The organism is Siphonobacter sp. SORGH_AS_1065, assembly GCF_030818595.1.
Classification (GTDB): domain Bacteria; phylum Bacteroidota; class Bacteroidia; order Cytophagales; family Spirosomataceae; genus Siphonobacter.
The window spans coordinates 265,765-289,576 of record NZ_JAUTAM010000004.1 but is presented as its reverse complement, the minus strand read 5'-3'; the positions used below and the strand labels follow the sequence as shown (position 1 = coordinate 289,576).

Annotated in this window: 21 protein-coding genes and 1 tRNA gene; 8 read left to right on the top strand and 14 right to left on the bottom strand. The window is 44.8% G+C overall.

Features of this window, described 5'->3' with window-relative positions; translation table 11 throughout:
- Window positions 1–15 precede the first annotated feature (15 nt).
- From QE390_RS01965 to QE390_RS01955, 3 genes are all read right to left on the bottom strand, one after another.
- Window positions 16–318 (bottom strand): rhodanese-like domain-containing protein, encoded by a 303-nt coding sequence (locus tag QE390_RS01965; RefSeq protein WP_106635337.1) that lies wholly within the window; start codon window positions 316–318, stop codon window positions 16–18.
- A gap of 287 nt (window positions 319–605) precedes the next feature.
- Entirely contained in the window at window positions 606–2,444 is a 1,839-nt protein-coding gene (locus QE390_RS01960) for a T9SS type A sorting domain-containing protein (RefSeq protein ID WP_157830202.1), read from the bottom strand.
- A 38-nt stretch (window positions 2,445–2,482) separates the two neighbouring features.
- Window positions 2,483–3,298, bottom strand: coding sequence for a PASTA domain-containing protein (locus QE390_RS01955; RefSeq protein WP_106635340.1), 816 nt, complete (start codon window positions 3,296–3,298; stop codon window positions 2,483–2,485).
- 286 nt (window positions 3,299–3,584) lie between these two features.
- On the opposite strand from QE390_RS01955, the gene QE390_RS01950 reads away from it, so the two are divergent.
- Together QE390_RS01950 and QE390_RS01945 are read left to right on the top strand one after the other, a co-directional pair.
- Entirely contained in the window at window positions 3,585–4,025 is a 441-nt protein-coding gene (locus QE390_RS01950) for an NUDIX domain-containing protein (protein WP_106635342.1), read from the top strand.
- A 109-nt stretch (window positions 4,026–4,134) separates the two neighbouring features.
- Entirely contained in the window at window positions 4,135–4,281 is a 147-nt protein-coding gene (locus QE390_RS01945) for a hypothetical protein (RefSeq protein WP_157830203.1), read from the top strand.
- A 171-nt stretch (window positions 4,282–4,452) separates the two neighbouring features.
- Here the strand turns inward: QE390_RS01945 and QE390_RS01940 are convergent, their stop codons facing one another.
- The 5 genes from QE390_RS01940 to QE390_RS01920 all read right to left on the bottom strand — a co-directional run bounded on the left by QE390_RS01940 (window position 4,453) and on the right by QE390_RS01920 (window position 9,459).
- Window positions 4,453–4,815, bottom strand: a complete 363-nt coding sequence (locus QE390_RS01940) for a type II toxin-antitoxin system HigA family antitoxin (protein ID WP_307140889.1) — start codon at window positions 4,813–4,815, stop codon at window positions 4,453–4,455.
- A 170-nt stretch (window positions 4,816–4,985) separates the two neighbouring features.
- A tRNA-Gln gene (locus QE390_RS01935) sits at window positions 4,986–5,056 on the bottom strand.
- Window positions 5,057–5,189: 133 nt separating this feature from the next.
- Window positions 5,190–6,080, bottom strand: coding sequence for an ACP S-malonyltransferase (gene fabD / locus QE390_RS01930; RefSeq protein WP_307140888.1), 891 nt, complete (start codon window positions 6,078–6,080; stop codon window positions 5,190–5,192).
- Window positions 6,081–6,123: 43 nt separating this feature from the next.
- Window positions 6,124–6,510, bottom strand: coding sequence for a thiol-disulfide oxidoreductase DCC family protein (locus QE390_RS01925; protein ID WP_307140887.1), 387 nt, complete (start codon window positions 6,508–6,510; stop codon window positions 6,124–6,126).
- Between the two features lie 108 nt (window positions 6,511–6,618).
- Window positions 6,619–9,459: a gliding motility-associated C-terminal domain-containing protein gene (locus QE390_RS01920; protein WP_307140886.1), complete on the bottom strand. Its 2,841-nt coding sequence runs from the start codon at window positions 9,457–9,459 to the stop codon at window positions 6,619–6,621.
- Between the two features lie 408 nt (window positions 9,460–9,867).
- Here QE390_RS01920 and QE390_RS01915 point away from each other — a divergent pair, with 408 nt between their 5' ends.
- The 4 genes from QE390_RS01915 to QE390_RS01900 all read left to right on the top strand — a co-directional run bounded on the left by QE390_RS01915 (window position 9,868) and on the right by QE390_RS01900 (window position 15,634).
- Window positions 9,868–10,656 (top strand): succinate dehydrogenase cytochrome b subunit, encoded by a 789-nt coding sequence (locus tag QE390_RS01915; protein ID WP_106638526.1) that lies wholly within the window; start codon window positions 9,868–9,870, stop codon window positions 10,654–10,656.
- Between the two features lie 78 nt (window positions 10,657–10,734).
- Entirely contained in the window at window positions 10,735–12,723 is a 1,989-nt protein-coding gene (locus QE390_RS01910; protein WP_307140885.1) for a fumarate reductase/succinate dehydrogenase flavoprotein subunit, read from the top strand.
- Window positions 12,724–12,764: 41 nt separating this feature from the next.
- A complete protein-coding gene (locus QE390_RS01905; protein WP_307140884.1) occupies window positions 12,765–13,514 on the top strand; it encodes a succinate dehydrogenase/fumarate reductase iron-sulfur subunit in 750 nt (249 codons plus the stop codon).
- 323 nt (window positions 13,515–13,837) lie between these two features.
- On the top strand, window positions 13,838–15,634 hold the full coding sequence (locus QE390_RS01900; RefSeq protein ID WP_307140883.1) for a hypothetical protein: 1,797 nt from the start codon (window positions 13,838–13,840) through the stop codon (window positions 15,632–15,634).
- A gap of 270 nt (window positions 15,635–15,904) precedes the next feature.
- Here the strand turns inward: QE390_RS01900 and rpoN are convergent, their stop codons facing one another.
- Complete coding sequence (rpoN, locus tag QE390_RS01895) at window positions 15,905–17,347, bottom strand: RNA polymerase factor sigma-54 (protein ID WP_307140882.1); 1,443 nt, start codon at window positions 17,345–17,347, stop codon at window positions 15,905–15,907.
- Window positions 17,348–17,565: 218 nt separating this feature from the next.
- On the opposite strand from rpoN, the gene lysS reads away from it, so the two are divergent.
- Entirely contained in the window at window positions 17,566–19,278 is a 1,713-nt protein-coding gene (gene lysS, locus QE390_RS01890; protein ID WP_307143527.1) for a lysine--tRNA ligase, read from the top strand.
- A gap of 76 nt (window positions 19,279–19,354) precedes the next feature.
- Here lysS and QE390_RS01885 read toward each other — a convergent pair whose 3' ends face one another.
- On the bottom strand, window positions 19,355–19,813 hold the full coding sequence (locus QE390_RS01885; protein WP_307140881.1) for an RDD family protein: 459 nt from the start codon (window positions 19,811–19,813) through the stop codon (window positions 19,355–19,357).
- 190 nt (window positions 19,814–20,003) lie between these two features.
- Window positions 20,004–20,201, bottom strand: coding sequence for a cold-shock protein (locus tag QE390_RS01880; RefSeq protein ID WP_307140880.1), 198 nt, complete (start codon window positions 20,199–20,201; stop codon window positions 20,004–20,006).
- A 159-nt stretch (window positions 20,202–20,360) separates the two neighbouring features.
- On the opposite strand from QE390_RS01880, the gene QE390_RS01875 reads away from it, so the two are divergent.
- Window positions 20,361–20,582, top strand: a complete 222-nt coding sequence (locus QE390_RS01875; RefSeq protein ID WP_307140879.1) for a PspC domain-containing protein — start codon at window positions 20,361–20,363, stop codon at window positions 20,580–20,582.
- 8 nt (window positions 20,583–20,590) lie between these two features.
- Here the strand turns inward: QE390_RS01875 and QE390_RS01870 are convergent, their stop codons facing one another.
- From QE390_RS01870 to QE390_RS01860, 3 genes are all read right to left on the bottom strand, one after another.
- Window positions 20,591–21,901, bottom strand: a complete 1,311-nt coding sequence (locus QE390_RS01870; protein WP_307140878.1) for a TolC family protein — start codon at window positions 21,899–21,901, stop codon at window positions 20,591–20,593.
- Between the two features lie 41 nt (window positions 21,902–21,942).
- Complete coding sequence (locus QE390_RS01865) at window positions 21,943–22,629, bottom strand: ABC transporter ATP-binding protein (RefSeq protein ID WP_307140877.1); 687 nt, start codon at window positions 22,627–22,629, stop codon at window positions 21,943–21,945.
- A 150-nt stretch (window positions 22,630–22,779) separates the two neighbouring features.
- On the bottom strand, window positions 22,780–23,805 hold the full coding sequence (locus QE390_RS01860; RefSeq protein ID WP_307140876.1) for a DUF4097 family beta strand repeat-containing protein: 1,026 nt from the start codon (window positions 23,803–23,805) through the stop codon (window positions 22,780–22,782).
- Window positions 23,806–23,812: the final 7 nt, after the last annotated feature.

The following is a 23,812-nucleotide window of genomic DNA, read 5'->3' as shown; positions in this document are numbered from 1 at the left end:
AATTATTAATCATAATTATTTAGATTCCAGCTCATTATAAGCTAAGATTCCACCTAGAACGTTACGAACATTCGTGAAACCCTGGCTTTCGAGAAACTGCTGAGCCCGTCCTGAACGTGCCCCTGAACGACAATGAATAATGATTTCTTCGTTTTTTAAAGGCTCTAGCTCGTCCAGATGATCGGGTAGATCGCCTAAAGTAATTAGTCTGCCGCCTAAGTTTTGCTCTTCGTATTCATCGGGATTACGAACGTCGATCAGGTTGATTTTTTCTCCTTTGTCGAGACGCTCCTTGAGCTCCTGCACTGAAATATCCATGTGTTCGTCAGTTAATTGTTGAATGAGAAAAGGGGTTTTAAGCCTGTTCAGATTCAAAACAGCTGTGAGAGGTATAAAGTGCAAAGCAAGCAAAATGTTTCAAAAACCAGAAATAAGATAAGGAAAGGTTTAGAACTTATTTTGGCTTATGTGAGAGCGATGAATGAAAGTAAGTTGGGTAATGCTTTGGGACAAGTAAAGGTAATGAACGCTCCGGTTTTCGTTCTCTAAAGCGATTACCCTTAGGATGGACTGCCAGCGAAAAAACGGCTTTGGATGAAAGACGATTAATTCTCTATCACGAGTTTCTTCACAAATGATTGCCGACCATTGGATAAACGAATCAGGTAGAGTCCTCTTCGTAAACCGGAAAGATCCGCCGTGGAATCCGTAGCGTTAGAGTTGGCGTACAATCGACGTCCAGAAACGTCAAAAACTTCGATGGACCGAAATGCACTTAAATTCCAGCGAATGGGTCCAGCCGAAGGATTGGGATGAATCATGAGCTGGTCTTCCGAAATGTCTTCCACCCCCGTTATCAGTTCACTGGATTGCCCTCCCATTACCGGTCGAAGCAGTAGGGTTCCTGCCAGCGTGGTATTACCGACCCATTCATTGCCCAGGTTGTAATAAATCTGATTGGCAAACTGAGGGGTATTTTTGTCCAGTCCAATGGCTACTACATCATCCGATAGCTGTTGATAAGCCAGCCAGAACGTGTCCTTTACGGCAGGAGGGTATTGAAATTTCATTTCCACAAACCCTCGTGGATCAGATGGATACCGAATAGCAAAAGACTGTCGAGTCATCGTTTGTCCGGGTTTATTGCCTTGATTTTGAAGGACATAAACGGCTATCGACTGATTGGTAATATCGGTTTTGTAGCGAATGGGCTGAAAGCGAATGCCCGAAACTACGTCTTCTTTGCGAAGAATAAACCGCACCGCCACGTAACCGTATTTCTGATTAATACCAGCGGCATATTCAGCAGTGCCGTCGTCGTAGGCAAAGTAATTGGAAAGTTCGGTGGTGGAAGATAACGTATCGTTTCTCCGTAAATCGACTCCGGGAATGCTGGGATTCTGGTCGTCAGTGGTAAGAATGTCAAACGTAGTACGAATAACGGCCCGGGTTCCGCCAAAAGCAGGTAAGGGGGTGGGACGAACGAATTTTTCCTGCGAACGTAATTGGGGAATATTTTCGGAAATGGTCTGCGTGAAATTCTGAATCTGCTGATTTGTGGTCATTTCCTGAGCCCGAAAACGTAAGGTCGTAAAGTTATTGTTATTAAAAAGATTCGTGATGTCTGTTGAAATGGTGTCTGCCGTTTCAGCTGCCGGATTGATCAGGTAATGAGCCAGCGGCATCGTCCGGTAATGTTTCAGATACGAGCTAATGGAGCGGCGAATGGAGACGTCTTTAATGTAACGGTCATTACTATTTCTACCCCGATTCAGATAAACGTAATCTACGTGCCAGGCATCGAATGGCCCGGATTTCCGACCAAAGGCTTCGATTCTGAACTGAAATCCAGCGTGCAGATAAAGAGCGGCTTTCACCGGAATCATGGCTATGGCAAACTCGTTCATGACCTGTCCGCCCTTCGTAACCCAGACCGTTTGCCATAAGTTACCGTTGGTTAGGAATTGCACCCGCAGGGAATCATCCGAGTCTGGCTGATCGCCCAGCCCTTTACTCAACCAATGAAAACTCAGGTAAAGCGAGTCTCTGATGGAGTACGAGGAAAGGTCGATGGGCAGGGAGGTAAGTGAATCACTCAATCCTTGAGCGTACTGGTTACTAAAATCGTAAGGAGTACCGTCGCGTCTCAGGCCGTCGAAGGTCACCATGTTTAAAGAAGGATGGGTTGTGGCCATGGTATTATTCACCACCGTACCACCACCCGATGCCCATAAAGCCGGGTCTGGAATGCCCGTTCGAGTAATCGAAAAATCATCAAAAAAAGGTAAGCTTACGGCCTGTGTGCGAGCTCCCCGTAGGCTGCCATTTTCCTGAGCCTGCGTGAGGGGGAAAACCTGAAAAGGAGCCTGGGCAAGGCTCCTGATCCCGGATAAAAGAGGTATGATAAGCAGCAGGACACGGCCTATTTTTAAAAATAAATTCATAGCTGAAACGTACTGCCGGGTTGAGGGCAAAAGATAACTTAAGGATTTTCAGGGGTGGTTGCTCCTTCACCAGTGTCCATGTCAGGTTTGCCCGCAATCCAGAGGTCAATGATTTCGCCCACGTGAATTTTGCCACCAATACCAGGGGCGGGGCGTTGCTCAACTACGGTTCCGCGAACGGCTCCGGGAACGTCTTTATACAGGACAGTTCCCACCCGTAAATCAGAGCCTTTAATGATTAACTCCGCTTCATCGAGGGAAACACCGATGAGGTTAGGTACGTCAAGTTCGGTATTGCCAATGCCATTACCCACTACAAGTTCAATTTTAGAGCCTTTAGGAATAAGGGTGCCGGGTTCAATTTTCTGCCCATTATATCGCTGTTCCAGTACGGCGTTTTCGGCAATATCAGGGATGTAACGAATATTACCTTCCTGTAAACCTTCACTTCTCAGAAGAGACAAGGCACTTCGCAGACTCGTGTTGGTTGAAACCAGATCCGGCATTCGAATCATGGGAGCCGTGGCCATCGTCACCGTGAGGTAAATGTTACGGCCTTCTTTAACCAGTGAGTTAGGAAAAGGATACTGCGAGAGAACCGTAAAAGGTGGAACTCCGGGAACGAAAGTGCAATCGGAGACGATATACTCCAGCTTCCGCTCGCTGAGCGTGTTTTTTACATCTTCCAGATTCGACTTCCGCAAATCGGGTACGGTAATACTCTGGCCGTGATTGGTGGACCAAGGCAGATACAGAAAAAAGAATCCAAGAAATAAAGTCAGGACAATACCAATCACCAGTAAGATGTGTATAATCAGGTCTTTTCGGGATCGGGTATTAATGTAAATGGCCATAGAAAATATAAAGCGTGTTGAAGCATCACTCGGACAGCCGAACGGACTAGTAACGAAAAAAGGAGCTTCTATTGGGATACAAGTTTACGGAAAATCGCAGGATTTTTTGATTAATCTCATTTACCGTCGGACTTCCTGTTATGAAAATCAGATTTTAACCCAAAAGGTTTAGGTAGTTTAGGGGGATAAAATTAATTTCAGGTCTGAAATTTGGGTAAGGTTTGAGGGAATATCTATTACTTTTCAAGCCATCAAACCTGAAACGATCAAACTTTAGAATGGTAAAATGAAAGTACGTCCTGCGATTGTTATTGTAGAAAATGAACACGTGTTATTAACCCGCTATCGTTACGGAGCGGAAGATGTATTTCAGTTGCCCGGCGGAAATCCAGATCCCGGCGAGACGATGCCTGAAACGCTCATTCGGGAACTGAGCGAGGAATTAGGCATTGAGATTGAAGTGCAGGGGCTATTAGTGATGGGTGAAGTATTAGTACCCCAGTTGAAACAGGGCGTTCTGCATTGCGTTTTCGCCGGAACACTCGTAGGTGGAATCCCAATCATTAATCCTGCTGAAACCACAGCTCAGGAAGTGGTCTGGAAGCCTTTGAGGGAAATCGCCGCGTTAAATCTATATCCCAACGTAGGAACCGAACTGCTGGAACTGGTCAGTGGCCTTAGAACCTCGCCTTATCTGGGCAAAATCAATCAGCAATGGTTTGGGTAGGTTTGAGCAAAAAGAATCGTTTTAAAGGGCTTTTGGCACGTTAATTTTGAGAAAGCCCTGTGTTAGGCAATGCCTTCTAACTATTGTGTCACCCTTTAAAACGATTTTTATGAAAATCTTACCCGTAACCGCAGGGGTTGTAGTAGCCCTTTCCGGAGCCCTGATTTACACCTGGAACAAGTACCTGAGACAGCGTCCCAGCCAACGTCTGCAACCCATATCAAGAGAAACGGCATTAAGTACCGAAAGACCATAGGAAAACTCAGGTGAATGCCTGAGAATTTTAAACAATAGAAAAACCCCTCAGATTAAGTTCTGAGGGGTTTTTCTATTGTTGACCGACAAGAGATTATACACTCCAATCAAGGGTGTTTAATTTAGAAAGAAGCTCATTCAAGGGATTAGACTTTAATAGGGCTATATTCTATTAAGCATGTTCTAAGAGAAAGTCCCCTGAAATAGCTAGTTTCTCATGTAAAGCTTTTAAAAATTCTACATCAGGCTTTTGTCGTCCGTTGATAATCAAAGAGAGTTTAGCCTGACTCATGCCTAAGGTTTGAGCCAGATCTTTTTGTTTGAGTTTCATTTCATACATTTTGTATTCTATCATTCCCAAAAGCGTAGTTGGAGCAGGTATTGTGTAAATCTGACGTTCGTAAGACTGAATGGCCTGACCTAGCTCTCGGATAGTTGAAGCTTCTTCAGAAGTGACATTCTTTTCTCCTTTCCGCATTAATTCATCCACCGTGGCTAAGGCTGCTTCTAATTGAGCCTGACTAGAAATATCCAAAGCTTAATCAAGGCGAAAAAGGGTATGACTAGAGAGGAAAGAGCGTGCCTCTGAGGTGCCAAAAGAAATAAAATACGAAGAATGAAAAGGGGGACAAAACGCGGAGACTATTGAAGTATAGGCAAGAAAAAACCCAGCTAGTTTCGTAGCTGGGTTGTCCATTGGACTTGTTGACCGACAAGGATTCGAACCCTGAATAAGAGAACCAAAATCTCCTGTGTTACCATTACACCATCGGTCATTTCCGTTTTGGTGGTGCAAAGATAAGGGCATTTTTTCACCCTTGTCAAGTCCTCACTAAAAATAATTTCACATTCAAATGATCATTTTTGGTTAACTCACTGAATACGAATGTTTTTTAGTCTGAATTTTTTTTACACGCCAGCCGTTTCCGCAGAAGCGTCAATTTTTTTGACTAAACCCTGCAATACTTTGCCTGGGCCGCATTCTACGAACAGCGTTGCTCCGTCGGCACGCATGGCCTGAATGGACTGGGTCCAGCGTACGGGGGCCGTTAATTGGGCAATGAGGTTGGCTTTAATAGCGTCGATTTGAGTTGCAGGCAGGGCATTTACGTTCTGGTAAATGGGGAATTTTGCGGTGTGGAAAGGCGTCACTTCAATGGCGGCTGCTAGTTCCTCACGGGCGGGTTCCATGATGGGTGAGTGGAAGGCTCCGCCAACGGGCAGGGGCAACACGCGTTTAGCTCCGGCTTCCTTCAGTTTTTCACCGGCGATACGAACGCCTTCCTGCGAGCCGGAAATAACCAACTGGCCGGGACAGTTATAGTTAGCGGCAACCACTACTTCACCCGTTTCCTGCATCACCTGCTCACAAATACTCGCTATCTGTTCATCAGGAAGCGAACTTAATACGGCTGCCATCGTTGAAGATGCCGTGATTTCACAGGCTCTCTGCATGGCTAAAGCCCGTTTCGAAACCAGTGATACGCCGTCTTCAAATGATAAAACACCCGCCGTTACCAGAGCAGAGAACTCACCCAGAGAGTGACCTGCCACCATATCAGGCTTCAGGTCGGGCGTGATGGCTGCCAGAATAACGGAATGAAGGAAAATAGCCGGTTGTGTTACTTTCGTTTGCTTCAGTTCCTCATCGGTACCATTGAACATGATATCTGTAATGCGGAAACCTAAAATATCGTTGGCTTTTTCGAAAAGAATACGGGCTTCTTCTGAAGATTCATAGAGGTCTTTCCCCATTCCCGAAAATTGCGATCCCTGACCCGGGAAAACATAAGCTTTCATGCTGATAAGTTTGTTCTGACCGCAAAAATAGGATGAACTGGGCTTATCCAACAAAACGGGCCCGTTCTTCGAGACTGGGAAGTCGGCAGGCTTCGCGTTTTCCGAACCAGGTGTAACGATTTCGGGCTATTAAATTATAAACCCTATCCCGGAGAAAAAGGGGTAAAAACCGGAATGCCCAGAGCCATTTCCAGCCTTTTACATGTTTAGCAATGCGTAAGGCCGCTTCTGATTTTTCGTATAAACAGCCGTCTTCCCAAAGAATAACACTGTCAAAATTGATGATGGAACGCTTGTTCTTTTTCAGTAACTCCTGCCCAAATTCCGACTGTAAGGAAGCAAACCGATGCCGACCCTCATCGTGGTCAATGATGTAATTAATGGTGGAATTACAAAAGTTACAAACGCCATCAAAAAGAATTACCGCCATAAGGAATGCATCATTTCTTCAGGGACAATTTCGGCAAAAGAATCGTTCGCTAACGAAAAAAGGAACCGCCCAGCAGTTCCTTTTTTCGTTACTAAATTATGAATCAGATTAGCGAATGATTTGCACCCAGCTCTTCAACGTTACGGGGCGATCTTCTTCGGCTTTATTCAGGCGTTCGTACCGAACCTGAGCCTCGAAGTAATACGTTCCAGCGGCTAGTTCTTTACCGCTATCCGTACGGCCATCCCACTGGATCAGAGGATTATCGTTGCTTTCATAGACTTTCACACCCCAGCGATTAAACACCCGGAAGCGAACTTCTTTCACGAAGCGAGGACAACGGATGGGTGCAAAGGTATCGTTTTTGCCGTCATTATTAGGCGTGATTACATTCGGTAAGGTAAAGTCAGGACAGTTGTCTTTACAAACCGTGTTACTGGGTAATGATTCCACGCCAAACCGGTTCACGGTTGTCACGTAATAGCAACCCGCGTAGCTGCTCAGGTTTTCGTGCAGATAGATGCGGCTTGGGAAAGGCACTTCTCCAATTTTAGCAAAATCACCCGTGTCTTCGTAGCGTTTGTAATAAACGTTGTAATGTACGATGTTGGGATCACAAGCTGCTCCGTTGGGCCCTGTTGTGGCATCAGTCCAATTTAGCGTATTGCGGAAAGGAGCTTCCTCACAAGTGCCCTGAACATAGCTGGCACAATCGAGCAGATTCAGCGAAAGCACCGGCGGGCAAGGACGAGTAGTATCCGTTGGTGTCAGACACAGACGTTGTGAGAAGTTATACAACAAGCCTGGATGAATGCTATTATCGTTGTAAGAGCCTACCGTTTCAACGCGGTAACAATACGTCGAATCCGGTGAAAGCGTAGTACTGATGTCGCCATCAGAAGTAACATTGTCGCGGCCATTATCAGTATAGGTATAAGAACCAGAGCCGGTGACTGCTACCTGCTGAATCAGGTTAAACACGCCGGGTCTTACCTGACGGTAGACACGGTGCGTCTGGTTGTCGTTACTCCAGGGAACATTAGCCTGCCAGCTCAATTGAACGGACCGCGATTGAGGCGTTCCACTCAAACGAACGCTACTGGCCGCCTGCGAAGAATCTGAACGTACCCCTGCTGTTGTATATAAATCCACCCGATACCGGTAGGCATTCGCTTCCGTATTCAAACCCTGATCTACGAAAACGGTGTCTGCTGTTTTAGGAGCTGATAAATTAGTCGTAATCGTGCCTACTCTGGTATAACCCGTACCATTTAAACCCGTAGCCCGGAAAATACGATACTCACGCGTACCTGTCACTTCTGGGCGAGTCCATTTTACTGTGATCTGTCCGGCAGTAGTACTGGTTTCATCAACGGTAACGTTCGTGATGTAAATTGCCTGTTTAGGTAAAGCCTGACAAGACTCATTCGAGTAAGTACTACTGAAACGGGTTAGGTTGTTGGGGCCAGGGAATGAAACAGCGATCCGATAACTATAGACTGTATTAGGACGTAAACTGGTTGAGTTATCCGTATACGAGGTCTGTGTAGCAGGTACGCGAGCTACTTCGGTATAACCCGGAGGTGGTCCAGGGCTACAGAGGTTGGGCGTAAGGGCAGTACATCCCACTTTTCGATAAATAACAATTTCTGCACCAGCTACCTGACAGGGATAGGCTGCCCAGGTTAAGTTATACGCTGTTCCGTTGGCTACTGCCTGTAAGTTTGTTGGAGCGGGGGCTACTACGCGAATGTTAACCGTTTTGCTATCTACCAGATAGGGTTGCACCGAACCGGGCTGATCGGCTACTTTAAACAAGACTTCATACGGCAAGGCCCGGATGTGATCGCAACTGGTTTGCCAACTGAATGATCCCGTTCCGGGTGAACTCTGAATGGTAGAAGGAACGGTAAACGTAGCAAAAGGAGCTGTAATGAGAGCTGGATTTTGTTGATAAACGGCTCCGGTAGAGGAAATGATGACGCGGTTATTGTCAGGATCGGTTCCGCGAACGGTAAAGTTTACCACTTTTCCTGCTTCAATACAGATGTCTCCGGGTACTTCAATGGTAGGACGTTTGTTCTGACAATCTCGCACGGTAATCTGCATGTCACGGGTTATTTCACCGATTTTAATACCGTTTCGCCACTCTTCAATGACAAAAGCCAGGTTATACTGACCGACGCAGCGGGGGGCATCCCAAACCAGATCACCCGTCACAGGATTGATGCTATAAGTAGCGGCTCCGGTTCCAGCTTCGTTTTGGGCATTACAACCAGGCACCTGATTAGGATAAACAATACTGGGAACCAGGAAACCGCGACAGGATTCACCTACGTTAGTAGTTTTATTCTGAGTAATTCTGTACGCTAAACTATCTCCGTCCGCATCTACTGCATTGGGGTTGTGAATGTAACGCTGACCCACGCAGGCATTGAAATCTACGGGTGGGTTTAACATGACAGGCGTGCTGTTTAAGCCCAGAAATGAGTTAATAGCCAGAGTAGATTCAACGTAGAAAGGGTACTGCTCAGAGTTTCCATTCGTAATATTGATGGTGCCCCTATTTCGGTTATCAATACCAACAGATATAGTATAGGTATTGGGAGCATTGAACGTATGAATGACCTTGAAAATCAGTCGTCGGGTGTCATTCCCTACATCTACGATACCACCATTGGGTAAGCCCTGAGTAAACAAAGGCGTATTCTGCACCGGAGTACCATCACCAAAACAGAAATTAACACCCGAACCGGCAGTATTTCGCGTGGCATCTGCTCCGTTAGCCCAGTCGCAATAAATCGTTAGGGTAAGTTCATAGGTAAGGGCTGTAGATGAAATACGGCGGGAGGTAATCTCACCGGCCCGAACGTGAGTAGCCCAGGCTGAGTGAGCTAGTCCACAGATAGTAATGGCCAGTAATACAAAATAACGGTAAAGGGTTCTCATGCTACGCAGGTATAATCAAGATCGATACGGATACTTAGGATAAAGGGGTACAAACAATAGAATACAACACAACAAGTGAACAAAGGTAAAGCTTCCAACGAGGTTGTAAAGGTCTATTTTAAGGAGTAGATATTTTGCAAAATACTCCTCGTCCTAACAACTTTTTCAACACCGTATAGGTTTAACTTAAGAGCAAATAGTTCCCGATATCAGTCCTCTAAACGGAGCCCGCCTCGAGTTGGATACGATGCCAATTTCAACATCTGAACGCTTTTCACGAGCAAAAGGTATTTTTAATTAGCAAAAAATCAAGAATCCACTTTGGCGGCCTACCGTTTGTGCCGTAGTTTTGAGGGCTAATTAGGGATAGTTCCCTCTATTTTTAACTGTTCTTCGAGTCAAAAAACGATGTCCTGGGTCACACAAACTTTTTCTAGTACGCTGGGCCGCAAGCTTATCATGTCTTTGACGGGGCTTTTCTTAAGCGTCTTCCTCATTGTACACGTGAGCGGTAACTTTCAATTGTTCCATAGCGATGAAGGATTAGGCTTTAACAAGTATGCCGTTTTCATGACGACATTTCCTCCGATTAAAGTAGTATCCTACGGCTTGTACGCGTTCATTCTTCTCCACGCCATTGATGGTCTGATGCTGGCGGCTAAAAACCGCAAAGCCCGTGGACCTCAGCGTTACGTGGTGGTACACAACCAGAGCTCCTGGGCTAGCCGTAACATGGCTATCCTCGGAACGATCCTGCTGCTTTACATTGTGGTTCACATGCACGATTTCTGGTGGCAGTACAAGTTTGGCGAGGTGCCTTACCGTCAGTACGAGCAAAGTATGACTACGGGTGAAGTAACGTCATCTGCCTACAATGGCCCCGCCATCAAGGGTAAAATGGAAGAATTCGTACGCGAGGATACGCAAACACGGGTAACGATTGTTAAAGACCTGTACGCAGAAACCAAAGCTGCTTTCGCCAATCCTTTGCTGGTAGCCTTTTACCTGTTAGGAATGTGGGCATTGGCGTATCACTTGGTACACGGTTTCCAGAGTGCCTTCCAAACCTTAGGCTGGAATCACCCCAAATACAATCCCCTGATCCGTTTCGTGGGGGTGTGGGTATTTGGTATTGGTATTCCCCTGGCGTTTGCCGCAATGCCTGTTTATTTCTACATTAAAAGTTTGGGAGCATAAGTTCTCGCTTCTGAACTCCGATTCCTTTAGAACTCAGACCGGAGCGTTTTTCCGGAGTATATAAACTGAACTAATTCCATGGCAACATCACCTAAATTGGATGCCAAAATACCCGACGGGCCGTTGGAATCGAAGTGGACGAAATACCGCTCGACTGTACCGCTCGTTAACCCCGCTAACAAACGTAGCATTGAAGTAATCATCATTGGTACGGGTTTAGCTGGTGCTTCGGCTGCTTCAACACTAGCCGAATTAGGTTACAAAGTAAAAGCTTTTTGCTTCCAGGATTCTGCTCGCCGGGCTCACTCTATTGCGGCTCAGGGTGGTATCAATGCGGCAAAAAACTATCAAAATGACGGTGACTCTGTTTACCGTTTATTCTACGATACCATTAAAGGTGGTGATTATCGGGCTCGTGAAGCAAACGTATACCGTTTAGCTGAAGTTTCCGGTAACATCATTGACCAATGTGTAGCGGCTGGTGTGCCTTTTGCTCGTGAATACGGCGGGTTGTTATCCAACCGTTCGTTCGGGGGTACCCAGGTACAGCGGACGTTCTACGCAGCAGGTCAGACAGGTCAGCAGTTGTTACTTGGTGCTTACTCTGGCTTACAACGTCAGGTAGGAGCGGGTACGGTTGAAATGTATACCCGTCATGAGATGCTGGACATCGTCATGATCGATGGTAAATGTCGTGGTATCATTGCCCGTAACCTGGTAACAGGTGAATTAGAGCGTCACTTCGGTCACGCGGTATTACTTTGTACAGGTGGATACGGTAACGTATTCTATCTGTCAACGAATGCCATGGGCTCTAACGTAACGGCTGCCTGGAAAGCTCACCGTAAAGGTGCATTCTTCGGTAACCCTTGCTTTACCCAAATTCACCCTACCTGTATTCCCGTTTCAGGAGACCACCAGTCGAAACTGACGCTGATGTCAGAGTCGTTGCGTAACGATGGTCGGATCTGGGTTCCTAAAAAACAGAATGATAATCGCCCCGCCGATCAGATTCCTGAAGACGAGCGTGATTATTACCTAGAGCGTCGTTACCCAGCGTTTGGTAACCTCGTGCCTCGTGACATTGCGAGCCGGGCTGCCAAAGAGCGTTGCGATGCGGGTTATGGCGTAGGTACTTCTAAAATGGCCGTTTACCTGGATTACTATGCTGCTTACGAGCGTTATGGTAAAGGAGAGGTTAATAAAAGAGGTATTCACAATGCTTCCCATGACCAGATTCTGGAATTGGGTAAAGCCGTTGTCAAAGAAAAATACGGTAACCTTTTTGATATGTATAAGCAGATCACGGGTGAAGATCCCTACGTGGTGCCTATGCGTATCTATCCTGCCGTTCACTATACCATGGGTGGTTTATGGGTTGATTATAACCTCATGACTACCGTTCCTGGTCTTTACGCCTTAGGTGAAGCCAACTTCTCGGATCACGGTGCCAACCGTCTGGGAGCCTCTGCTTTGATGCAGGGTCTGGCTGATGGATACTTCGTTATTCCTTACACCATTGGTGCTTACTTGGCTAACGAAATCCGTACAAAGGCGATCTCAGTAGATCACCCAGCTTTCGTAGAAGCTGAGAAAGAGGTTAAAGATCGTATCACGAAACTGCTGGCTATCAAAGGAACCAAGTCTCCAGAAGCTTACCACAAAGAGTTAGGTAAGATCATGTGGGATAAGTGTGGTATGGCTCGTAACGAGCAAGGACTGAAGGAAGCTATTCAGGAAATCAGAGCTCTGAAAAAAGAATTCTGGTCGAATGTAAAAGTAATGGGTGACGCGGATGAGTTCAATCCTGAACTGGACAAAGCAAACCGCGTTGCTGATTTTATTGAGTTAGGAGAGCTGATGTGTCTGGATGCTCTGAACCGTAATGAATCTTGTGGAGGTCACTTCCGCGAAGAATACCAGACGGAAGAAGGCGAAGCCAGACGTGATGACGAAGGATACATGTACGTATCAGCCTGGGAATACCAGGGAGATTCGGCTTGGGAACTTCACAAAGAAGAACTCAACTACGAGAACATTAAGATTGCTCAGCGTTCCTACAAATAATCTGGTTAACAGAAAAAGTTAACGAAACAATGGAAGGTAACATGAATCTGACGCTCCAGGTGTGGCGTCAAAAAAATAGCAGAACAGAAGGCCGTATGGAATCATACAAGCTTTCTGGCATTTCCGAAGATATGTCGTTCCTGGAAATGTTCGACGTATTGAATGAACAACTGATCGTAGAAGGAAAAGAGCCTGTAGCTTTTGATCACGATTGCCGCGAAGGTATTTGCGGAGCTTGTTCTATGTACATTAACGGTCGCCCTCACGGACCATTACAGGGAGTAACCACTTGTCAGCTACACATGCGTAGCTTCAAGGATGGCGATACCATCGTAGTGGAACCCTGGCGTGCACAGGCTTTCCCTGTTATCAAGGACTTAGTAACCGACCGTAGTTCTTTTGATCGCATTATTTCTGCGGGTGGGTTCATTTCGGTGAATACTGGTAATGCTCAGGATGCTAACTCCATCCCCATTCCAAAAGAGAATGCAGATGCTTCCTTCATGGCAGCGGCCTGTATCGGTTGTGGGGCCTGCGTAGCGGCTTGTAAGAATGCTTCGGCTATGTTGTTCACTTCGGCTAAAATTTCTCAGTTGGCTTTATTACCACAGGGAGAAGCGGAAAGTGCTACCCGTGCCAAGAAAATGATTGCCCAGATGGATGAAGAAGGTTTTGGAGCCTGTACCAACACAGGAGCCTGTGCCGCTGAGTGTCCTAAAGGAATCAGTATGGAAAATATTGCCCGTATGAACCGGGAATATTTTGTAGCTGAGATGGGTACAAAAGAATAATTTAAAAAATAATAAACCAGTACTTGAGCATTAACCTGCTTAGGTACTGGTTTTTAATTCAATATATTTATAAGAAGTTCTATATAGAAAAGTAGCTCATCCTGAATAACTTATAATACTGGCACGCTTATTATAGAAAATAGCCTGAAGATTTTTCTTGAAGAAATATTGCGTTCGGTTGAACATTGTACCTTTTCCTTAGTTTACTTTGTGAAGCTTTACTGTAGTTTACAGTGAGAACTGAATGTGAAATTTCTCCGTATATTTGAGAAAGTACTTCATTGCTGTTGTTTAGCGACTTATCAAACAAAAACACACAAACTATGAGAAGTATCTACCGCTCGTTGTGCATGGGGTGGGGGATTTTAGCAATCTTATTTTGTTCAACCCAATTCAAAGCCACAGCTCAGACCAATCCTACTCCTAAAAATGATCGTATCAGCTTACGTGAGTGGAGAAAACAGGCTTTAAAAAATCAATCATCTATCACGATGGTAAATGCAGACACGTTAAGTGCTTGCGATACCGTTACTTACTTTCCTGTATTAAGTAAATCTCCTTGGCGTATATCGCTTCCGTTCGGACCTGGTATTGCCTATTGCGGAACTTGGGACGGAACGTTTGTTGATCCCCGTGACAAATCACTTTTTAATGGATTTGGTTTAAACGTAGCCGTTGGAGCAGATTACTTCTTCAAACCCGAAAACCGTTTCAAATTCGGTTTAGGAGCTGAACTAGGATGGCAAACCTTCTTCGTTCGTGGTTCTTACAAAGATTTTCTTTACAACGCTCACCCAACGGTTCCCCGTGAATCGATGGATTTGAGAAAACGTCGTTCAGAAGATTATTTCTTAGTAGTAGGGCCTGTTATTTCTTACGATCTGACTAAAAAGCCACAAAGTAGCTTCATCGAGGCTGCTGCTCGTGTAGGTGTGTTCCGTACAGAGTCTGCGGTTATTGGTGCAATCGATACAAGATCTAACACTCTTTTAACGATGTTCCATCCAACTGATAACCTGGTTCACCCTGGTATCAGAGGTCACATAGGTGCGTACTTCCCCTTAGGTAACAACTGGTATGGCGGTGGTCAAATCAGCGGTTTCTATACGAAGGTAGACTACTTCACTCGTGGTGACTACAGCGGAAACGTAGCTCGTATTTATGAATTCCAGCGTAAGCATGGTGGCTGGGCTCTTCAATTATCGCTGAAGAAATCTTTCAACCGTACCGAACTGGTTAAAGTGGCTCCTGCGGAATGTCCTACCTGCGTTGCTCCAACGACTCCTAGCGTAATGTTAGGCGATCAGAAAATCAACGGTTTGACCATCGTAGATTCTAACAGAACAGCTGGCGTTTATCCTAAAATTTCTTGGGAAAGCGGAAGCTCACAGCCTGGCGAAACTTACACGGTAAATGTTCACAAGAAGTCAGCCGTTTCTGACGAGATTGTTTACTCACTGAAAAACACGTCAGAAAGAAGCTTCGAATGGCCTGAAGAATTGAAATGGCCTGGTGACAGCTTATCTGAAACTACGCTGTATTACGTAACAGTTCACTCAGAGCGTGATAACAAATGCGGACGTTGTATCTCAGAAGTAGCTACTGCTAGCTTCGGTTTCGAGAAACCAGCCGTTGTTGAAGTTGCTGAGAAAACTCGTTTCCGTCACCGTTTAGTTGAAGTTTCTGCTTATTACTCGACAGTGGTAGGTCGTGATTCAGTTCAGTGCTATTGCTACTGCGACGGAACTCGTCAGCCAAGCGGAACGTACCGCAAACGTACGCTCTACGGAACTTACACTGCTGAGCTTGAGCAAGCGAAACTGAACGCTTTCGAAGAACTGAAAGACGATATCGAAATCGCAGTGCCATCTCAATTCGATGCTCTGGTAGCCGAAATGAAGCGTCCTAAATACTTCAAAGCTATCTACGAAATCGATGAGGTTAACTCTAAAGGTGAAGTGGTTCGTCACTTAGGTGATTACCAAGTAAACATCACCCGTTCGAAAGGCAAATACATCATCTCTAAAACCAGCATTCGTCAGATTACTGAAGAAGAGAAACAACGTATCATCGAACAAGAAGGCCGTAAAGCGAAAAAAGGTAAGCCTAGAAGAAGATAGTAACTAGTCTTATTTGATAAGTAAAAAGGCTCTGCTAGCAATAGCAGAGCCTTTTTTAGTTTTGAATGAGTGAAGGATAGAATGAGTGAATAAAAAAGCGAGGAATTGATTTGTAATCAATTCCTCGCTTTTTTATAATAGATTACAATCGCTGAAAAGAAATTACCACACTATAACAGAAATTACGTCATCCTTGAAATAGCTTAGGTAATCAGAGACCTAATTCTTAGCTCGATTCACTCATTCTATCCTTCACTCATTCAAAATTCCCTACAGCTCTCTTCGAATTTTAGCAATAGGAATATTCATTTGTTCCCGGTACTTGGCAACTGTACGTCTGGCAACGGGATAACCTTTTTCAGCCAACACCTCCTGAATTTGCTGATCGGTATAGGGGGATTGTTTATCTTCCTTTTCAATGATTTCAACGATGGCCTGTTGAATTTCCCGGTTAGAGACTTCTTCCCCTTCGTCGTTTTTGACACCTTCGGTAAATAAGTCCTTCAGGTGGATAATCCCGAAAGGCGTTTGAGCATATTTTCCTGAGGTAACCCGGGAAATAGTGGAAATGTCCATTCCGATTCGATCCGCAATGTCTTTGAGAATCATGGGTTTAAGCTGACGAACGTCCCCGGTAAGGAAATAATCTTTTTGAAATTCGATGATGGCCCGCATGGTATTAAGCATGGTCTGTTCGCGTTGTTTTAACGCATCAATGAACCAGCGGGCGGAGGCTAATTTACTTTTTACAAACTGCGAAGTAGCCCGGTCGTTTTTATTCCGGGACTCAGCCATTTCAATCACCGATTTACTTAGACGGATACTGGGTAAATCCCTACCGTTCAGATTGACTTCAAAATGACCGCCATCATTCGTTACAAAATATTCCGGGAGAATGTTTTCATTCACCTGTAGAGAGCTATTCTGCCCGCCAACGATGGGTTTCGGATTGAGATGAGCAATAATGGACAGCACTTCCTTGAGCTGTTCATTATCGAGATCCATCACCCGCATGATCTTCTCATAATTACGCCCCGCCAGTTCATGCATGTGTTTCCTCACTACATCAAGGCTCAGTTGATTTTCGGGCGTATGAGGCTTGCGTTCCAGTTGTAATAACAGGCAGTCCTGTAAGTCACGGGCAGCGATACCCGCTGGCTCCAAAGCCCTGATCAGGGGAATAATTTCCTCAATTTCTGACTCTTCTACCCATATATTATTGGTAAAACTGATATCATCGGCCAGATTGTAAGCGTCGTACTTGAGAAAACCGTCGTCATCGAGCGAATCAATAATGAATTCAGCAATCAGCCTTTGGCGTTCGTTCAGATCAATGGTACTGACTTGTTCTTTTAACTCATCTCGCCAGGTGTTTTGCTGAACCATGGGAGAGGTATAAAAATCTTCGTCTGCGGCAAAATTATCTGAACGAGTTTTATATTCTGGAATATCATCATCGGCAAACTCATCCCAGTCTCGAAAATCGTCGGTGGGCAAGTCGCTCGAATCTGTTTGAAATTCATCTGAGTTATCAACCCCGTCCTCGGTATTCTCTGGAGTTTCCACACCTTCTTCGAGAACCGGATTTTCTTCCAGTTCATCTTTGATTCGTTGTTCCAGTTCCAGTGTATTTAGTCCCAGTAAATTCAGCATCTGAATTTGCAAAGGAGAAAACTTCAGAGTCTGGCGTTGCGTTTGGGTCAGTCGCTGCATATCTCTTCCTAATATAAAAGAATACCAGTTACGTCAAAATGACGGCTTAAGTAGTGCTTTTTACAAATCTAATGCTAGTTAAAAGTAATAGAAACAATAAAACCTTAAAATTGGCCTAAAGGTTATGTCGACAGACTAGCAGTCAAGTGTTATTTTTGCATTTCATCCAAGAGATGAGCTCATTGTTAACGGCTCCATTGGGGGGCCAATTAGAGAACATGCAACTTTCTGAACAAGAATTACTCCGTCGGCAGAAACGGGAAGAATTATACCGATTAGGTATTGACCCTTATCCAGCTGAGAGTTTTGAGGTTAATGCAACGGCAGCCGATATCCATCAGAATTACGAACGGAATAAAACCGATTACAAAACTATATCAATTGCGGGACGTCTGATGAGCTTCCGTATCATGGGTTCGGCCAGTTTTGCGGAACTTCAGGATTCTACGGGACGCATTCAGTTATACTTCCGTCGGGATGATTTATGCCCAGACGAAGATAAGACCCTTTATAATACGGTATTCAAGAAGTTACTGGATATTGGTGATATCATCGGTGTGAAGGGATATGTCTTTACGACTCAGACGGGTGAAATCTCGATTCATGTTCAGGAGTTTAAGATTCTTACTAAATCACTGCGTCCATTGCCCATTGTTAAACGGGATGACGAAGGAAATACGTACGATGGTTTTACCGATCCTGAATTACGTTACCGTCAGCGGTACGTAGATTTGATCGTTAACCCGGAAGTAAAAGACATTTTCGTAAAGCGGGCAAAAATCATTTCGACCATGCGTCGGATTTTTGATGATCGTGGCTGGCTGGAAGTGGAAACACCTGTGTTGCAACCCATTCACGGTGGTGCTGCCGCTCGCCCATTCAAGACACACCATAATACGCTGGATATGCCTTTGTATCTGCGGATTGCGAATGAATTATACCTGAAACGCCTCATTGTGGGTGGTTTTGAAGGCGTATACGAGTTCGGCAAAATGTTCCGTAATGAAGGGATGGACCGCACGCATAACCCGGAATTTACTTCTCTGGAATTCTATGTAGCTTATAAAGACTACAACTGGATGATGGATATTACTGAGGAAATTCTGGAGAAAGTAGCGGTTGCCACGAATGGTCAAACGAAAGTTCAGATTGGTGATAATCTTGTTGATTTCCAGGGCCCTTATACTCGCATGACGATTTCGGAAGCGATTCTGAAGCAAACAGGTATTAACGTAGATACCTTGAGCGAAACAGAACTGCTGGAAGAAGCAAAGAAGCTGGGTATCGAAGTAGATGCTACGATGGGTAAGGGTAAACTGATTGATGAAATCTTCGGTGAAACCGTGGAAAGTAACCTCATTCAGCCGACGTTCATTACGGATTACCCGCTGGAAATGTCTCCCTTAACCAAGAAACACCGTTCGAAATCCGGGTTGGTGGAACGTTTTGAAATCTACGTAAATGGAAAAGAAATTGCTAACGCTTATTCGGAGCTAAACGATCCGATTGATCAGCGGGAGCGTTTTGAAGATCAGTTGCGTCTGGCGGAACGTGGGGACGAAGAGGCGATGGCTCTGGATGAGGATTTCATTCGCTCGCTGGAATACGGAATGCCACCAACCGCCGGTATTGGCTTTGGTATTGATCGTCTGACCATGATGATGACCAATAATGCCAGCATTCAGGAAGTATTATTCTTCCCCCAAATGCGTCCTGAGAAAAAAGTGGAAGTATCTACCGAAGCTGATTACGTAGCGGCTGGTATTCCCGCAGAGTGGGTACCCGCCATCCAGAAAATGGGCTTTGTTACCGTTGAGGCTTTGAAAGGAGCTAATGCTAATAAAGTATTCAACGATTTAGGTGGATTACGTAAAAAATTGAAAATCGAAGCGAAAATGCCAAGCCTGGATGAAGTAAAAACCTGGGTTTAGATAAATGGGTTGTTCACCGTTTTCAGTGCAACCTTACTAAAAGAAACGGAGACCTGATTTCAGGTCTCCGTTTCTTTTATAACTTAATTACTCTGGTATTGGTCCATTGGTCATGCCAGGGAATAAGATCAAACACAGCGGAGAATAGTTCAAAGGGAACGCAACGGCTGAAGTTTCGTTTCAAAAAACTAAGGGTAGATGGCGTTTCACCGTCTTCCGTGAGCACTTTCGTTTTGGTAATCCATTTGCCCAGTGAACGGCCTTTCGTAAGTGTTTCCTGAAAAGTCATGAATAAGGCATACACCAGCGTTGCTATTAATCTGTGCAAAAACTCATATTTGCCTTCGAAGGAGTTCGCAAAGGTGTCAGCGGTTTGTTCATCCGTGAAACTTAATACAATAGAGAAGATAACGACTATTACAAAGTAGAAAATTAGGAAAAAAAGGCTGTCAATGATGAAGTTCCAGAAGCGGGCCCATTTAGAGGCAAGCGATTGTTCAACCGTTTCAAAAGGTGAGTAAAAGAGTTGTGTCATAGAGAGCAGAACATAAAAGTTATTAGGTGGAGCATTAGCCTTCACAATTACTTAATAGAAAAGGTGAGGGCTGAATTTTTTAAATGATAATCTTTGCTTTCTCTAACCTCGTTAGGAGATTAGGTAATTATAAAAAGGAAATCCCGAACTCAGAAGAGTCCGGGACCGGAGTTGAGAAATTACTTATGAATTAAGCTAACTTCTGAACGTTCACTGCGTTCACGCCTTTTTTACCGCTGATCGTTTCGTAAGAAACGCGATCATCCTGACTGATTTGCAGACCATTTAATCCAGTGACGTGAACGAAGATGTCCTGTCCCGTGGCGTCGTCAACAATAAAACCGAAGCCTTTGCTTTCGTTGTAAAACTTAACTGTACCTGTGTTCATAACAAATTAAATATTGAAACGGAAGATTTACCCGAAATAAAAGATAATTTTTATAGGATAATACAGTTTAGCTAAAAAAAATTTTTTGTTAAAAGCTGGAATGAATTTTTCACTATCATTTTAGATTGCTAATTTCGAACATAAAACAACCGTCCAACCATGAACCGCTTTCGATATATTATTGAAAATCAAGCATTTGGTGTTTGTTCAGTGATCGGAGAGCGTTTGGGCATATCCGCGAGCAGCATTCGAATTTATTTTATCTATACTTCCTGTCTTACCATGGGCTCGCCGCTGGTCCTTTACCTGATTATGGCCTTTTGGATGAATTTCAGTAAACACCTTCGTCGCCACCAGAACCCAACCGTTTGGGAATTATAGGTCAGAGATTAGTCAACGAACAGGTTTTTACCCTGATAATAATCCAGAATTTTCACGCGAAATAAGTAATCGTACCGAGCCTGTACCTGATTGAGTTTAGCCCGATCCAGGTTCGTTTTGGCAATGTTATATTCCACCACATTTAGCGTTCCGGCCTGAAAACGGCTCTCGGCTGCATTCAGTGTTTCTGTGAAACTCACTACCTGATTTTCCAGGGCTTCGTAACGCATTTTAGCAACTTCCAGATTTGCATAGGCCTGTTCAATACCCTGTTTCACCTGCACTTGGGCATTATAAACCTGTACTTCCGCTTTTTTCTTATCCACAATGGCATTCTGAATCCGGTTTTTGTAAAGCCAGCTTCTGAAAATAGGAATAGACAAATCCAGCGAGAAATTCCGGTTGAAGTTATTACCAAGCTGGTCGGCGTAATTGATACTGGCGGTAGAAGAATACCGGGTACTGATGAATGAATTCAGAGAAAGCTGCGGCGTAAGCAGTCCTTTTTGGGCTCGAACCAGTTGCTCCATGCTTAAAACCCGATACTTGGCCGCTTTAATAACCGCCAGATTCTGATCAGCCGATTCGTAAATCTTGGTAGCGGATGTTTCGTAACCCATCTCTCCTTCGGGAGCCAGACGTTCCAGCGTAAAATCCAGTGGTGTTTGGGGGCTGTTTAGCGTTTGCCAGAAAGTTAATCGATTCAATTTTAACTGACCCTGTGCGTTAACCAGACTTAACTGATCGTTAGCAACCTGAGATCCCAGCGTATACTCATCGGATGGGGCTAAATTTCCAGCTTTTACTAACTCTGCGGTACGTTCAAGCTGCATTTTAGAAGCTTCCAGTTGTTGCGTAGCCAGATTTACCTGATCTTCACTGCTTAATACCTGTAAATAAGCCAGAATGGTATTGATGGTAATGACGTCTTTAGCCTGTTGTACGTCCTGTTCGGTTGCTTTTACCAATAAATCATTCTGACGAATCATGTTTCGATAATACAGACCGTTGTATAAAATCAGGCTTGCCGACAGACTGAAGTTAGAAGCATTAAGTTGCTGATTGACATATCCGTTTGTATAAGGGTCAATGCTGCGACCGTAGTTGAGTGATTGCGAAGCATTGGCCTGAGCCGAAGGTAACAACGCTAACTTCGACTGTAGCAGGTTGTTACGACTTGTTTCTACGGTTAGTTCGTTTTGCCGTACGTTGAGGTTATTGCGAATGGCAATGCTAACGGCCTCTTTGAGGGTCATAGGTGTCTGAGCCTGTAGCATACCGCTAAGGAGCAGGAAACCTCCGAGAATAAGTTTTTTCATACGCTTGACTGGCTTTCTTTGAAGAATGGGGGAAGGTTAGGTTAGATCATAGATTCGACCCGAATGTCTTCAACGATTTTACCATCGTTCAGGTGAAGAATTCGATTGCCGTATGAAGCATTCTTTTCAGAGTGAGTTACCTGAATGATCGTGATACCTTCCTGATTCAATTGCTTGAAAATCTGCATGATTTCTTCCGCCTGAGCCGATTGAAGATTACCCGTCGGTTCATCGGCAAGAATGATTTTGGGCTGACCAATCAGTGCCCGGGCAATGCCTACCAGTTGCTGCTGTCCGCCGGAAAGCTGATTTGGGAAAAGGTCTTTTTTGGCGACCATATTAAACCGATCCAGAATATCAGCGATACGACTTTTGCGTTCGGAGCTGGGCACGTTCTTGTATAAAAGTGGCGTTTCCAGGTTTTCGTAAACGGTTAATTCATCAATTAAATGATAGGCCTGAAATACGAAACCAATGTAAGTTTTGTATAACTCCGAACGTTTCTTTTCGCTCAGTTTCTGGACGGGTTGATCCAGAAATAAATACTCGCCGGAAGTAGGCTGGTCCAGCAAGCCAATGATATTCAGTAAGGTCGATTTCCCGGCTCCCGAAGGCCCCATGATGCTTACAAATTCGCCTTCTTTGATTTCAGTAGAAACGTGGCGAAGAATATAGGTTTTGGTGAAACCGTTCTGGAAATATCGTTCAATGTCGTTCAGTACAATCATGGTAAAACTGTTTGGTATCTTTAATTTCTAAAGGTGTGCCAAACTTTAAAATATTGAAAAATTGCTTAATAATCAGATAGTTATAAAATAAATATGTCCGAAAACGAACAACCGGGTGTACGCTTTCGGACATCAAATTAAGCAGATTTCTTACTGAATCGAAACGTGGTTAGTAGCACTAATAGTGACCGGAATTCCGCCACCGTTCAGTTTGCCATTCACGTGATATTCATCGGCTTCACCCCGAAAACCAGCCAAGGGAAATTTCACGCGGTTACCCCGAATGGTCAAATCTACGCTAGGGTTTTCGGGCAGGCGAACCCTCACACTACCTGCGGATGACCGCAGTCTCAGATACTTGTTAAGCTGTTTTACGTCTACGTCTACGCTTCCGGCACTGCTTTCCGCGTCGAGAGCGGCTGTCATTTCGGATAGACGAATGCTGCCTCCTGAAGTTCGGGTATGCAACTCGCCCGCAATGGCTTCACCGTTAATGCTTCCCCCGCTAGTGATAGCGTCAATCATGCCATCGAGGTGATTCATACGGAGACTGCCGCCGGATGTTCTGAGATTGATTTTTCCGGTCAGGTCTTCGGCATGAATGCTTCCGCCTGAGGTTTGCAGATCCATTTCGTCGCTGCATTTTTCCAAGTGAATGCTTCCGCCGCTGGTACGTCCGTGGATTTTGCCGGCAACGTCTGTCATGTGCAGACTCCCGCCGCTAGTTTGAAATTGCTGGGAACCTTTCAGGTGCGATAGTCGAATACTTCCTCCACTGGTTCTCAGATCGGTAGTGAAATTTTGTGGCGTGAAGACTTTGAAGGAAATACTAATCGAACGCTTTGAATCCCATTCTACGTCTGATTTGCGACGGGAAGAAAGAACGACAGAAGAGCCTTCCGTTTTCATCACCAAATCATAGTCAGACAGGCGTTTTTCTATTTCTGCTTTATCCAGTTTATTGGCAGGCCAGTTATTAAGCGTTACATACATTTCCACTTTTACGTCCTTATCCGTACCGCCATGCACTTGAATACTTCCGCCGGAGATATCCACCCGAACCTCGGAAAGGTTACCCGTGAAAGTTTTGGTTTGATAAGGTTCGTCCTGATTAGACTGAGCTGCCAGCGAGCCAGTAGCCAGCAGAAGTACAGAAAAAAGTAAATGACGTTTCATAGTAAAG